This window comes from Vibrio toranzoniae (assembly GCF_024347655.1).
Classification (GTDB): domain Bacteria; phylum Pseudomonadota; class Gammaproteobacteria; order Enterobacterales; family Vibrionaceae; genus Vibrio; species Vibrio toranzoniae.
The window spans coordinates 2437646-2451195 of the sequence record NZ_AP025514.1 but is presented as its reverse complement, the minus strand read 5'-3'; the positions used below and the strand labels follow the sequence as shown (position 1 = coordinate 2451195).

Genomic DNA, 13550 nt, shown 5'->3' with positions numbered 1-13550 from the left:
ATAGCATCTGTGCAAGATTAAATACGGTTACGTATCGGTTTACATAGGAATTTGGGAAATGTCTCGCGGGTTTACCTTCTTAGAGCTACTTATAACCATTTCAGTGCTCTCAATATTATTGGCAGTTGCTGCGCCAAGTTTTAGTTCTGTCTCTCAGACTATTAAAATGCAAAGGCTAGCAAGTGAATTGAACGGTTTTATGATGCAAGCGAAATCTGAAGCTGTGATGAGAAATACAGACCTTTGGGCGCACTTTCTGATGAATGGTAACTCAAGTGATACTGGTGACTGGAAAGTCGAGCTAACTGAATTTAATGTTCCTAATACAGGTACTGCAATATTAACGATGGAGGGCGGGGCGTTCCGTAATGTTGATGTCACCGTTAACTATAGCTCAGAACAAATAAAATTCAGTGGAATCAATGGAAGGGCTAAAGATGGAAGCTTTTTATTTGATATTAATTCAAAGCCATTGAAATTAATCACGTATAGAGCTTCTGGGCGGATGAGGATATGTGGTGTTGGGGGAGACTTTTATGGTTATCAAGCCTGTAGTTAGAAGGCGACAATGTGGTGCGACTTTAATTGAATTTATGATCTCTTCTATCTTAGGCGTTATTGTTATTGGAAGTGTCGGTTCAGTCTTTATGTCAGGACAAAATATAGCATCAGAGAAAAGTAAGGAGTTGCTATTACTACAGCAAGTTTCTGGTGCTCTCCAGTATTTTAAAGAAGATCTCCAGCGAGCTGGCTATGATGGAGGAGCTGGGATATCTCTAAAATTATCTGATGCCACAAATATAGTATACATATCTCCGGACTCAAAAACGGTCGCATACGCTTATACATATCAATCTGAGGTGAGAAATGTTGCGTTTGTATTTGATTCAGGTGTAGTAAAAGTCTGTGACAGTCCTTCTACCACTGTAAAAACAGTGTCTGCAGCCACGAGTGGTTGTTCTTCTATTTTTGAACCAAATCAAATCCGAGTGATTAACTTCGATGTTAGACAATCAAGTATAGGCACTCAAGGGGTTAGTTCAGGTATTACAACCATTGCGATCTCTGCGGAGTTGGTTGGGGAGCCTTCAGTAAGTTATTCATCAAGTGTGGTTGTAAAAAATAGGAATTGGGGATGAATAAAAATCAACAAGGCGCGGTTGTTCTATTGGTGACAAGCGTGTTACTGGTCTCTGCTTTAATGCTCACTTTCGGTAGCTATCGTTCGGTTTTCTACCAAATAAAGAGAGCTCAAAATGAAGTGGAAGCTCGTAAGCAGCATTGGAAGGCAGAAGGAGGTTTAGAATGTGCGATTACAGAAATTAAATATGATCGTTCTATTCATCCAGTAAATCAGGCTTATAGTTTATGTGATTTATCTTCAATATCTATTTCCCCTCAGACTGTCGGTGAAACGATATATACGTTGACATCAATGAGTGGTTACAATTCATTGAAAAAAAACATAGATATATCTTCTCGCTCAACTGGAGCTATTCAGGCTCGATCTGACCTTAAATTGATCGGTGCGAATGAATTTGTTCCCGATGTTGAAGGGGATGATCAATGTGTATCTGTTCGGTATGCGAGTGGGTTTATCATGAATGGTTCATTTAAAACCTTGAACCCTGCAGGTGTTATTTGTGACAGTGCGTACCAAACAGACACAGAGGCATCGGATTATATGTGCATATCAGGTGATAGTAATTGTGTGAAGCATAGTAAGTCGGATTACGACCTAACTGTTGTCGGGAGCGATATAACTCACAGAGGTGCAGATAAATTAGTTGAAAATGACTTTGTTTATGATCCTAGTCTTGACCCATTTGAAAGTTTTTTTGGAGATACAAGAAGTAATATTGATTCAATAAAAGCAGAGTATGAGATTGTACAAGGGACTGTAACCTCAGGATCTTCGGGAAGTGATAGCTGCCAAGATAGAATCAAGAATGCTTACTCTATAAACGATAATGTTTGGGTTGAAGGTGACTGTGATCTTGAAAGTGGTAACTTGCTGAATACAACTTCAATTGGTGCATCATCGAAGGTGTTAGTCGTCGAAGACGGGATTCTTAGTGTAAATGGGGCCAATGACTTCCCTGGTATTATATATCAGTTATTCACCTCTACGATTCCAAGCGATGCGAATTTAAGCTCGCGTTGGACAAGTGATGTTTCCACGTATAACAATCTTTCTACAGCTGAGTTAACGGTAGCCCAAAAAAAGAAACTAACATTCTTCTCTCGTGGTGCATTTAAGCCTAAAGGAGGTTATGTTTTTGATACACCGGGAGGCTTAACCGTTTTTGGTGTTTCATTAAGTTTAACCTTTGATTCTGGGTCTGTTCCAAATAACAGCTTAAAGGTTAAGTGGCAAAAAGGTTCATGGAATGATTTGTAGGCAAAAAGGCTTCAACTTAATCGAAGTACTCATTTCTTTTTTATTGATAGGAGTAGGAGCTCTTGGACTTATTAAACTACAAACGTATGTAGAGCAAAAATCTGATTTTGCTATTCAAAGTGTTGAGGCTTTGCACTTAGCTGAAAATAAATTGGAAGGATTTAGAACTCGCGGAGCATCTGCAGCCTTGTCAAGTATTACCCCTACCGATTTTATTACTGATATCGTCGATGGTGAGGATCACACCCACGTTAAGTATCAACTTGATTGGACTGTGACGAGTCGTTTATCTGGGGCTTTGAAAACTATCCAGATGACCAGTTCGTGGCAAGATAGGTTTGGAGAAGATCAATCCATAACTTTAGATACAATGATTTCTAAATACAGTGAGTTTGACTGACCTTTTAAACAAACATTGTCTGTATATCAGTTTCCACCAACTTTTTACTGATAGTTGTAATTTTTCGGGTGTTATTTGCGCTCTGGTTAAAGTTATGTATACGAGATGGTGTGTTTTGTGTTTTTATATTGTTGCTTCCTAATGGTAATTTTGCAAAATATGTCTCCATTTATGTAAAATAAGGCGGAACCTTGTGCTTTTTAATGGCGATTTAAATAGAATATGTGCTGTGCCAATAGGCCTTGATTAAAATTTATATAAGCCCTAAACAAACAACATCACATATGGAGTTACCATGAGTAACCAAGCCGTAAAAAAAGCACCGCCGACTGATAAGATCAGTGGGATGGACCGCTTTCTAAACTTCATTGAACGTGCCGGTAACAAAATCCCAGATCCAGCCCTACTCTTTTTTTGGGGACTTATTTTAGTCTGGGTGTTATCTGCAGTATTCTCACGTTTTACTTTCGATTTGATTCACCCTGTATCTGGTGAAGCCATTGTCGTTTCGAACTTATTAACCGGTGAGTCCTTTGCGAGCTTTTTAGCTAATATGGTGACTAACTTTACCGGGTTTGCACCTCTTGGCATCGTACTGGTTGCTATGTTGGGTGTTGGTGTTGCTGAAGCTTCAGGCTTTATTAATACTGGTCTGAAAAAGATGCTGAACGTGACTCCAGCTAAGCTATTAACGCCGATGCTTATCTTGGTAGCTATTGTGTCTCACACAGCTGCCGATGCTGGTTACGTACTTGTTATTCCTCTTGGTGGTATTATTTTCCACGCTGCGGGTCGCCACCCTCTAGCGGGTATTGCAGCTGCGTTTGCTGGTGTATCAGGTGGCTTTGCGGCAAACTTCTTGCCATCAGGTATCGATCCTCTTTTGGCGGGCTTTACACAAGAAGCTGCGCAAATTCTTGATCCAGATTACATAGTAAACCCTCTTTCTAATATCTTTTTTACCGGTTTATCTTCCCTATTAATTGTAAGTATTGGTTGGTATGTAACGGATAAGATTATTTCCCCACGTCTTGCTAAAACGGCTATCGATGAAGATGCAGAAGAAGCACCGGATATGGGGTCATTTACTGAAATTGAAAGTAAGGCTTTCTCGCGTGCGGGTTGGGCAATGGTCGTTGGTATTGTTGCTTTGATTGCTGCTTTAGTCCCTGAGACCTCGCCCTTGCGTTCTCCTGCGGGGGAGATCACTTCTTTTAATGCGCCAATTATGAAGTCTATTGTACCGCTTATCTTTATCCTGTTTATTATTCCAGGGGTGGTTTACGGTCGTATTGTTGGTACTTTTAAAGCTAGCGACGACATCATTAAATCGATGTCTGCAACTATGGCAAGCATGGGCAGCTTTATGGTAATGGCTTTCTTCATTGCTCAGTTCCTAGTCGCTTTCTCTCAATCTAACTTGGGTACATTACTGGCGCTATCTGGTGCTCAGTTATTGCAAGCGATGAATCTACCAGGACAAGTGACGATTATTGGTATGATTTTACTCACCGCATTTGTTAATTTATTAGTCGGTTCGGCTTCTGCTAAGTGGGCGCTGATTGGTCCTATTATGGTTCCAATGCTAATGGCTGTCGGTATCTCTCCAGAGCTGACGCAAGCGGCGTACCGTGTTGGTGACTCAGTTTCCAATATCATTTCTCCGATGATGGTGTTTTTCCCATTAGTTGTTGTTTACATGCAGCGTTATGTGAAGGGGTCAGGCATTGGTTCATTAGCCTCTATGATGATGCCATACTCTATCGCGATGGCAATTGGTTGGTCTATCTTCTTGCTAGCTTACTGGGCGCTTGGTATCCCACTAGGTATCCAAGCACCTTACACTTACACAATGTAAGGCCCCACTAAGTCATATTAAGCTGCACTAATAAATGTTAAGCTCGCACCGAACAAGCGGGCTTTTTACTGATTATTTTCCAATGTTCTATATTTATTAGGGCAGCTTTAATGAGCTAATGGCTATTTTTATTCCGTGTTTCGTATTCCTTATACTGAGTATAAGACTAGGATCTAACTTAAATAGCACGGTATTCTCAGATAACCGAACTCTATTTTTAGTCACTTCAATTAGAACCCCGTTAGTCACTTTATTTCACGATATTGTCCACTTTCGCTAAGATTAGGTATGCTTTATTGCATACCTTTTTTGTTCCTATTTCTTTGTTTTTCTGGAGTTCCCTTTGTCAGACTATCAATTCAGCCCTCAAGATGAAATTTTTATGCGACGTGCCATTGAGGTGGCTAAGCGAGCTGAGAGTGAGGGAGAGGTTCCCGTGGGTGCCGTGTTGGTAAAAGATGATGAGATTATCTCTGAAGGGTGGAACCGTTCGATTGGTAGTCACGATGCCACGGCACACGCAGAAATCGAAACTTTGCGTAAAGCGGGGCAAGCTCTGGAAAATTACCGACTGCTCGATACCACTTTATACGTCACGCTAGAGCCATGCCCTATGTGCGCGGGCGCCCTGTTACATAGTCGTGTAAAACGCATTGTGTTTGGTGCGCCTGACTTGAAAGCTGGTGCGGCGGGTACAGTATTGAACTTGTTTGAAAGCCAAGCCTCGTACCACTATGCCGACGTTGAATATGGCCTATTAGAAGAAGAGTGTCGCGAGCAATTGCAGGCATTTTTCAAGCGTCGTCGAAAAGAGATCAAAGAGCAAAGAAAACGACAGCGATTAGATGAAGAGCTGGTCGAAAAGGCAGATAAAAGCCACCAGTCTGAATAGAGCGTGCCGCGCTCATGAGACGTTAAGAATAGGCACTTTCTATGCGAAAGTGCCTACGTAAACTTACTCGGCAATCATCTGCATGAAAGCACGGTTGCGCCAAATGATCTTTTTCTTATTATTTGAAAGCATACGCTTACGACGGTTTGCAGCAACGGTCTTATCAAGGCGCTTCGGTTTCAGCTTGTTCTTTATCATTTTAACGATTTCCTATTTGTCGTCTGACTTGTAGTTTGGATCAATGTTTAATTATAGTGTTATTCGTTCTGCCACGTTCGAATTTGCTTCGAGAGACATTCTACTCAACATTCGACGTCTTGATGAGACAACCCGTAATATTGATTATGGTGTGCCGTTATAAAGTTCGATTGTTACTGCAATATGACACGCTGCCTCTAAGCCTCCCTTTGCCGATCCCACTCCGTTAGCACGAAGCCATAAATTAGGGTAATAAAAAAGAGCAAGGCTAAATGGCATTGCTCTTTTAGATTTTACTGTGGGGAAGCAGAACTATTAATAACCGACTGAGCAGCATTGATGGCTGATTCAGAGCCTGAAATCTCTAAAGGCGGGATCACGACCAAATCTTCAAGGCTCGCTTCTTGTTCTTTATGCCGCTTATTTACATGGCCGATAATACTCTGGTAATAACGGCGAATGTTTTCAACGTAATTTTTTGCTTCATCACCGCGGGCGTACCCGTAACGAGTATGTCTATAGTATTTCTTCTGTCGTAATAGAGGTAACCTATCTTTTACATCCCCCCAAGCATCAGGATCGCCACCTTGTGCTTTGGTTAAGCGACGTGCATCCATCATGTGCCCGTAACCTACATTATATGATGCAAGGGCAAACCAGATTTTCTCATGTTGGGCAATGGAGTCTGGGACCCGGTTTACGATACGACGCAGGTATTCGACCCCACCCTGTACCGATTGCTTAGGGTTGAGACGGTTAGTCACACCAACACTCTTCGCTGTAGGTAATGTCAGCATCATCATACCGCGAACACCCGTCGGTGAGCGTGCGACAGGGTTCCAATGTGACTCTTGGTATGCCAAAGCAGCAATTAAGCGCCAATCAAATTCTTTCGAGTATTTCTGAAACAGTGGTGACCATTTTGGTAGTTTGCTATCTAACGCGCGGATAAAGGCACGAGTATCAACGTAGTCAAAGGTACCAATGTGGCCGATATATTTCTCTTCCAGTGAAGCCAATTCACCAGATTGCTTTAGGTGGCCGAAGAACTCGATCAGTAAAGCATAAAGACTTTCATCTTCAGATCTCTGTAAATACCAAGAGATTGGTTGGTCTTCTGTGAGCTCAAAAGCTAATGCGACGTCTGGGTACAAACGTTGTGCCAGTGATAGCTCGATAGAGTCTGCCACCGTAAATAAACGTTCACCTGTCGATACTTCTTTTAGCAGGTCATTGATGTCTGCATTGTCGACCGCATCGTAGATAAAGTCATCGTGTATTTTCTGCAGCTGCTTGAGTGTTGGTTCGAAGTGTGAGTCTTTCACTACCACCAAAGCTGGAGTTAACGTGTCACTGGATGGTGTTTCTTCCGATTGAGTTTGTGCGTTTACAAATTCAGCCTGACGTTCGTTTTCAAACGAAATCAGTTGTTCGAGGTTTCTTGGCCTCCATTGACCTTTCTTGTACACGACTTGTTGGCTTACATAGTAATAAGCAGGTGCAGCGCGATACGCACGTGTCAGGTTATTGTTTTGTGTTAATCCGGTTGCGATGAGATCGATTTCACCTTTCTTTAAAGCAGGGAATAGGCCGGATAAGCGGTAAGCGGGTTTAACCTCAAGCCTTACACCAAGCTCTTGTGCAAACTCACGAGCTAACTCGTAATCTAAGCCTGCTGGGCCATCAGGACCAATGTAATAAGAGAGTTGGTTATTGAGGGTTCCGACACGAAGAACGCCGCGATCTCGTATCTGCTCAAGGACACTTTTAGGTTCAGATTCAATCTGGCACCCTGTTAGTCCAAACAAGGCAATAGCGAGCAGAAGGAATTTAAACGAAAAGGTGGGCGTAAATTTAGGCATCAAAATGAAATCTCGAAAAGTGGAAGCCCCTTTATACCAAACCATGCAAGGCTGGCAAAGTAGGTTTAATTAAACAGATGTAAAAGTGGTGATAAATGCAGCAAAAGTACCATTTATACAGAAAGATAAAAAAAATAACGCAAACGGTTGCTTTTGGTGTTACGTCACAAAAAGAAATGCTTTATAATGCGCTCGCATTGAAGAGGTGGAATCGGCATAGGTTTGGCAACCTTCGGGAAATACTCTCAGGAATAGCTTCGAAGAAAACAGTTAGGTTGTACCTGTAACCCACTGAATTTATTCCAATACTACCTTAATCAACTGCATAAGAGACCTAAGCACATGAGAATTTTGCGTGGCTCCCCAGCTCTATCTGAGTTTCGTGTTAACAAGCTTTTAGAGCTTTGTCGTGAATTAAGCTTACCTGTAACAGGTATTTACGCTGAGTTTGCCCACTTTGCTGATTTAACGGCAGACCTAGACGAGTCTGAGGTTGAGAAGCTAGAAAAGCTACTGACTTACGGTCCAACGCTTCCTTGTACAGAGAATGGTGAAGAGCATGAACCTGAAGGTTTACTGCTGCTTGCAACGCCACGCCCGGGCACTATCTCGCCTTGGTCTTCAAAATCAACAGATATCGCACACAACTGTGGACTGGCTAAAGTGTCACGTCTAGAGCGCGGTACTGCTTTCTACATTGAAACCTCTGCTGAACTTTCTGAGCTTCAACTTGTTGAGCTGAAAGCAATTCTGCACGATCGTATGATGGAAGTGGTTTTTACTGACTTCGAATCTGCAGCGGCACTGTTCACGGTTGCTGAGCCTGCTCCATATATGGAAGTTGAGCTATTAGCAGGTGGACGTAAAGCGCTTGAAGAAGCAAACGTTACCTTAGGTCTTGCACTTGCGGAAGACGAGATTGATTACCTTCTTGAAAGCTTCACAGAAAAGCTAGGTCGTAACCCGACTGACATCGAGCTAATGATGTTTGCACAAGCGAACTCAGAGCACTGTCGTCATAAGATCTTTAACGCTGATTGGACTATCGATGGCGTGAAGCAAGAAAAATCATTGTTCAAGATGATTAAGAACACCTTTGAAACGACACCAGAACACGTTCTGTCTGCTTATAAAGATAACGCAGCGGTAATGACAGGTTCTGAAGTCGGTCGTTTCTTCCCAGATCCAAAAACTCGCCAGTACAACTACCACCAAGAGAAAACACACATCTTGATGAAGGTTGAAACGCACAACCACCCAACGGCTATCTCTCCTTGGCCGGGCGCATCAACAGGTTCAGGCGGTGAAATCCGTGATGAAGGCGCAACGGGTATTGGCGGTAAGCCAAAAGCTGGCCTGGTTGCTTTCTCTGTATCTAACCTTAAGATCCCGAACTTTGTTCAACCTTGGGAAACAGACTTTGGTAAGCCAAGCCGTATCGTTACTGCATTGGATATCATGCTTGAAGGTCCTCTTGGTGGCGCGGCATTCAACAACGAATTTGGTCGTCCAAACCTACTTGGTTACTTCCGTACTTACGAAGAGAAAGTCAACTCTCACGCAGGTGAAGAAGTCCGAGGTTACCACAAGCCAATCATGCTGGCTGGTGGTCTTGGTAACATCCGTGATGATCATGTTCAGAAGAAAGAGATCCCGGTAGGCGCAAGCCTAATTGTTCTTGGTGGCCCTGCGATGAACATCGGCCTTGGTGGCGGTGCGGCATCTTCAATGGATTCGGGCTCTTCTTCTGAAGATCTAGATTTCGCTTCGGTACAACGTGAAAACCCAGAGATGGAACGTCGTTGTCAGGAAGTGATCGACCGTTGTTGGCAGCTAGGTGATGCGAACCCAATCGCATTCATCCACGATGTGGGCGCGGGCGGTATCTCAAATGCCCTTCCTGAGCTAGTAGACGATGGTGAGCGTGGCGGTATCTTCAACCTACGTGACGTGCCAAACGATGAGCCGGGCATGAGCCCACTTGAGATCTGGTGTAACGAATCTCAAGAACGTTACGTAATGGCCGTTGCTGACGAAGACATGGCAACGTTCGACGCAATTTGTAAGCGTGAACGCGCACCATACGCAGTGGTTGGTAAAGCGACTGAAGAACGTGACCTGAAACTTGAAGATTCACACTTCGACAACACGCCAATCGATATGCCAATGGACATCCTATTAGGTAAAACACCTAAGATGCACCGTGACGCGAAGACGCTAAAAGCGAACAACCCTGCGATTGACCGCTCTGGCATCGAGATGAACGAAGCGGTTGACCGTGTTCTTCGTCTACCAACAGTGGCTGAGAAAACATTCCTTATCACTATCGGTGACCGCTCGGTAACTGGCCTTGTTGCTCGTGACCAAATGGTTGGTCCATGGCAGGTTCCTGTTGCTAACTGTGCTGTAACAGCAGCAAGTTACGACTCTTACCACGGTGAGGCGATGTCTCTTGGTGAGCGCACGCCAGTTGCACTACTAGACTTCGGTGCATCAGCTCGTCTAGCGGTTGGTGAAGCAATCACTAACATTGCTGCGACCAACATCGGCGATATCAAACACATTAAACTGTCAGCGAACTGGATGTCTCCTGCGGGTCACCCAGGTGAAGACGCAGGTCTTTACGAAGCGGTGAAAGCAGTCGGTGAAGAGCTATGTCCAGCACTGGGTCTAACTATCCCTGTGGGTAAAGACTCTATGTCTATGAAGACTAAGTGGGAAGAGAACGGCGAGCAGAAAGAAGTCACTTCTCCGTTATCTCTTGTTATCACTGCATTTGCTCGTGTTGAAGATGTTCGTAAGACGATTACGCCTCAGCTTCGTACCCCGAATAACCTTGAAGGCTTAGGCGCTACAAGCCTAGTACTTATCGACCTAGGTAACGGCAAAAACCGTCTAGGAGCAACGGCATTGGCACAGGTTTACAAGCAGCTTGGTGACAAGCCAGCTGATGTAGACAACGCAGCGCAACTAAAAGGTTTCTACGAAGGCGTTCAAGCACTGGTTGCTAACGACCAAGTTGTGGCTTACCACGATAAAGGTGACGGTGGTCTATTCGTAACACTAGCTGAGATGGCATTCGCAGGTCACTGTGGTGTTAATGCTGATATTGCGGCGCTTTTATCTGCATCAGAGAACAGCGAAGATACGCTAGCAGCACTCTTCAACGAAGAGCTAGGTGCAGTAATCCAAGTACGTAACGACGACCTAGACGCAGTACTTTCTACTCTTGCTGCAAACGGTCTAGAAGCGTGTTCACACGTAATCGGCTCTGTTGCTGATTCTGATGAGTTAGTGATTAAATCAGGTGAGACTGTCGTTATCGAACGTAACCGTACTGAGCTACGTACTATCTGGGCTGAAACTACGCACAAGATGCAAGGTTTACGTGATAACCCAGTGTGTGCTGACCAAGAGCACGAAGCGAAGAAAGACAACTCAGATCCAGGTCTGAATGTTATCCTAAGCTTCGATGTGAACGAAGATATCGCCGCACCATTTATCACTGGTTCTATGATAAATAAAGGCGCTAAGCCTAAGATGGCAATTCTGCGTGAGCAGGGTGTTAACTCTCACGTTGAAATGGCAGCAGCATTCGACCGTGCAGGCTTCGAAGCAACTGATATTCACATGAGCGACATCCTAACGGGTCAAGCGGTACTAGAAGAATACAACGGCCTTGTGGCATGTGGTGGCTTCTCTTACGGTGACGTATTAGGTGCAGGTGAAGGTTGGGCTAAGTCGGTTCTATTTAACGACTCTACTCGTGACCACTTTGAAAACTTCTTCAAGCGTGAAGATACTTTCTCTCTAGGTGTGTGTAACGGTTGTCAGATGTTATCTAACCTGCGTGAACTTATCCCTGGAGCTGAGTACTGGCCACGTTTCGTTCGTAACGAATCTGAGCGTTTTGAAGCTCGTTTCAGCCTAGTTGAAGTTCAGAAATCTGATTCTGTATTCTTCAATGGCATGGAAGGTTCTCGTATGCCAATCGCTGTTTCTCACGGTGAAGGCCGCGTCGAAGTGCGTGATAACGACCACCTAAACGCGATTGAAAACTCAGGTACAGTTGCTCTACGTTACGTTGATAACAACGGTAACCAAACGCAGCAATACCCGAATAACCCGAACGGTTCGCCAAACGCTATCACTGGTTTAACAACGACGGATGGCCGTGTGACTATCATGATGCCTCACCCAGAGCGTGTATTCCGTACAGTTGCTAACTCTTGGTCTCCAGAAGGTTGGGGCGAGAATGGCGCTTGGATGCGTATGTTCCAAAACGCACGTAAGAATGTGGGTTAATCTGGTTCACTAAACCTAAGAGTTTTAAAAGCTAATAAAAGCGCAGACCTAAAGGTCTGCGCTTTTTTGTTAGGCTTGATGTTTATAGAGCTAGGATCAAAAAAAGCCGCTGGATTTAACCCCAGCGGCTTTATGATTTATAACAAAATGCATCTAGCATCTAGCGCGTAGATTAGTTGTTGCTGTGTAGCTCGCTGTTTAGTTCAACAGCAGACTTGTTCGCTAGACATTCAATTTGACCAGTGATCGAATTGCGACGGAACAGAAGATCAGAAACGCCAGCTAGGTCGCGAGCTTTAATGATTTCGACTTCGTTGCCTTCTTTATCTAGCATACGAACCTTAGTACCCGCAGTCACGTAAAGACCAGACTCAACCGTACAACGGTCACCCATTGGGAAGCCAAGACCCGCGTTTGCGCCTAGTAGGCAGTTTTCGCCGATAGAGATAACCATAGTACCGCCACCAGATAGCGTACCCATTATAGAGGCGCCACCGCCGATGTCTGAACCGTTACCCACAACAACACCTGCAGAGATACGACCTTCAACCATGCTTACGCCAGTTGTACCCGCATTGAAGTTGATGAAACCTTCGTGCATAACCGTTGTACCTTCACCCACATGTGCGCCAAGACGAACACGAGAAGTGTCAGCAATACGAATACCTGTTGGTACCACGTAATCCACCATTTTAGGAAACTTGTCTACGCAATCTACAGACAGAGCGCGACCAGCAAGGCGAGCTTCGATTTGACGCTCAGCCAGCTCAGGAAGGTCGATAGGGCCTTCGTTTGTCCATGCGATGTTGTGCAGTAGACCGAAGATGCCGTCCAGTACTGTACCGTGCGGTTGTACTAGGCGGTTAGAGATAAGTTGTAGCTTAAGGAAGCCTTCAGCAACTGATGCTGGCTTCTCGTCAGTCGCAAGAACAACAAGAACAAGTGGTTGCTCAGATGCTGCTGCTTTTTCTGCAAAAGATGCGTTTGCTGCATCGTCGTTTGCTGCGAATGCTTTCGCCAGTTCTGCGCTTTGTGCAGCAGAGATTTCGATAGCTTGGTTGCCTTCAGTGTAACCTGCAACCTCACCAACAGCTGCTACAAGAGCATCGCTTGGGTTTAGAAGTGGGTTAGGGAAGAACGCTTCAATGATTTTATTGTCGCGATTTTTGGTTGCCGTACCGAAGGCTAGTGAAAAGTAAGCCATGTTAAATCTCCATATGATGAGTCTTGATTTTGCTATTCAATAACAACGGCTCGAATAATAAGCGCTGCCGTTAGCAAAGTTAATTTAATTGCGTTCATCATAAAGAGAGCGCCTCTGTTATGAAAGAGCGTAGGGGGATAAAGTCTGTAAAATGATACTGCTTGTCTTTTTAGCGATAGTTTTTATTATCCGGATACTAACCTAAGAGCTTAACGAGTCGCACTCACTTTAGTTGCACGTAACAACCTCTATTCAATATTTGATACTTATATTAAGTGAGCTCTTTGTTATCAGTATCAATAGGATTAGTCACACTTCCTTCATAAATATATGTTTATTATGAAAATTAATCGAGTTCTGTTGATTTATCGTTTGTGCTTACAATCTGAGTAAATACCCAAACTTTCAACCAACTAACTAAGATGAAAAT

The 13550-nt window shown here is 43.9% G+C and carries 9 protein-coding genes and 1 pseudogene; 7 read left to right on the top strand and 3 right to left on the bottom strand.

What is annotated here, in order from left to right; all coding sequences use genetic code 11:
• The first annotated feature begins 58 nt into the window (after positions 1-58).
• The 6 genes and pseudogenes from OCU50_RS10995 (at position 59) to tadA (ending at position 5551) form a co-directional block, all read left to right on the top strand.
• Complete coding sequence (locus tag OCU50_RS10995; RefSeq protein WP_017056736.1) at positions 59-559, top strand: GspH/FimT family pseudopilin; 501 nt, start codon at positions 59-61, stop codon at positions 557-559.
• Positions 537-1139, top strand: coding sequence for a PilW family protein (locus OCU50_RS10990; protein ID WP_060468480.1), 603 nt, complete (start codon positions 537-539; stop codon positions 1137-1139). Before OCU50_RS10995 ends, OCU50_RS10990 begins: the two co-directional genes overlap by 23 nt.
• The gene (locus OCU50_RS10985; protein ID WP_060468479.1) at positions 1136-2401 is read left to right on the top strand and encodes a hypothetical protein; all 1266 of its coding nucleotides are present in this window, start codon (positions 1136-1138) and stop codon (positions 2399-2401) included. The genes OCU50_RS10990 and OCU50_RS10985 overlap by 4 nt, the downstream gene beginning before the upstream one ends.
• Positions 2391-2801, top strand: coding sequence for a type IV pilus modification PilV family protein (locus OCU50_RS10980; RefSeq protein WP_017056739.1), 411 nt, complete (start codon positions 2391-2393; stop codon positions 2799-2801). The genes OCU50_RS10985 and OCU50_RS10980 overlap by 11 nt, the downstream gene beginning before the upstream one ends.
• 295 nt (positions 2802-3096) lie before the next feature.
• The gene (locus OCU50_RS10975; RefSeq protein ID WP_017056740.1) at positions 3097-4659 is read left to right on the top strand and encodes an AbgT family transporter; all 1563 of its coding nucleotides are present in this window, start codon (positions 3097-3099) and stop codon (positions 4657-4659) included.
• Between the two features lie 288 nt (positions 4660-4947).
• A pseudogene (gene tadA, locus OCU50_RS10970) lies at positions 4948-5551 on the top strand (tRNA adenosine(34) deaminase TadA).
• Between the two features lie 63 nt (positions 5552-5614).
• Here the strand turns inward: tadA and OCU50_RS10965 are convergent.
• Positions 5615-5749, bottom strand: coding sequence for a hypothetical protein (locus OCU50_RS10965; protein ID WP_017056742.1), 135 nt, complete (start codon positions 5747-5749; stop codon positions 5615-5617).
• A gap of 293 nt (positions 5750-6042) precedes the next feature.
• Positions 6043-7611: a membrane-bound lytic murein transglycosylase MltF gene (mltF, locus tag OCU50_RS10960; protein ID WP_060468477.1), complete on the bottom strand. Its 1569-nt coding sequence runs from the start codon at positions 7609-7611 to the stop codon at positions 6043-6045.
• A 342-nt stretch (positions 7612-7953) separates the two neighbouring features.
• Between mltF and purL the strand changes: the two genes are divergently transcribed.
• Positions 7954-11916 (top strand): phosphoribosylformylglycinamidine synthase, encoded by a 3963-nt coding sequence (gene purL / locus OCU50_RS10955; RefSeq protein WP_060468475.1) that lies wholly within the window; start codon positions 7954-7956, stop codon positions 11914-11916.
• A gap of 172 nt (positions 11917-12088) precedes the next feature.
• On the opposite strand, the gene dapD is transcribed toward purL, so the two are convergent.
• Positions 12089-13120, bottom strand: coding sequence for a 2,3,4,5-tetrahydropyridine-2,6-dicarboxylate N-succinyltransferase (gene dapD / locus OCU50_RS10950; protein WP_009848346.1), 1032 nt, complete (start codon positions 13118-13120; stop codon positions 12089-12091).
• Positions 13121-13550: the final 430 nt, after the last annotated feature.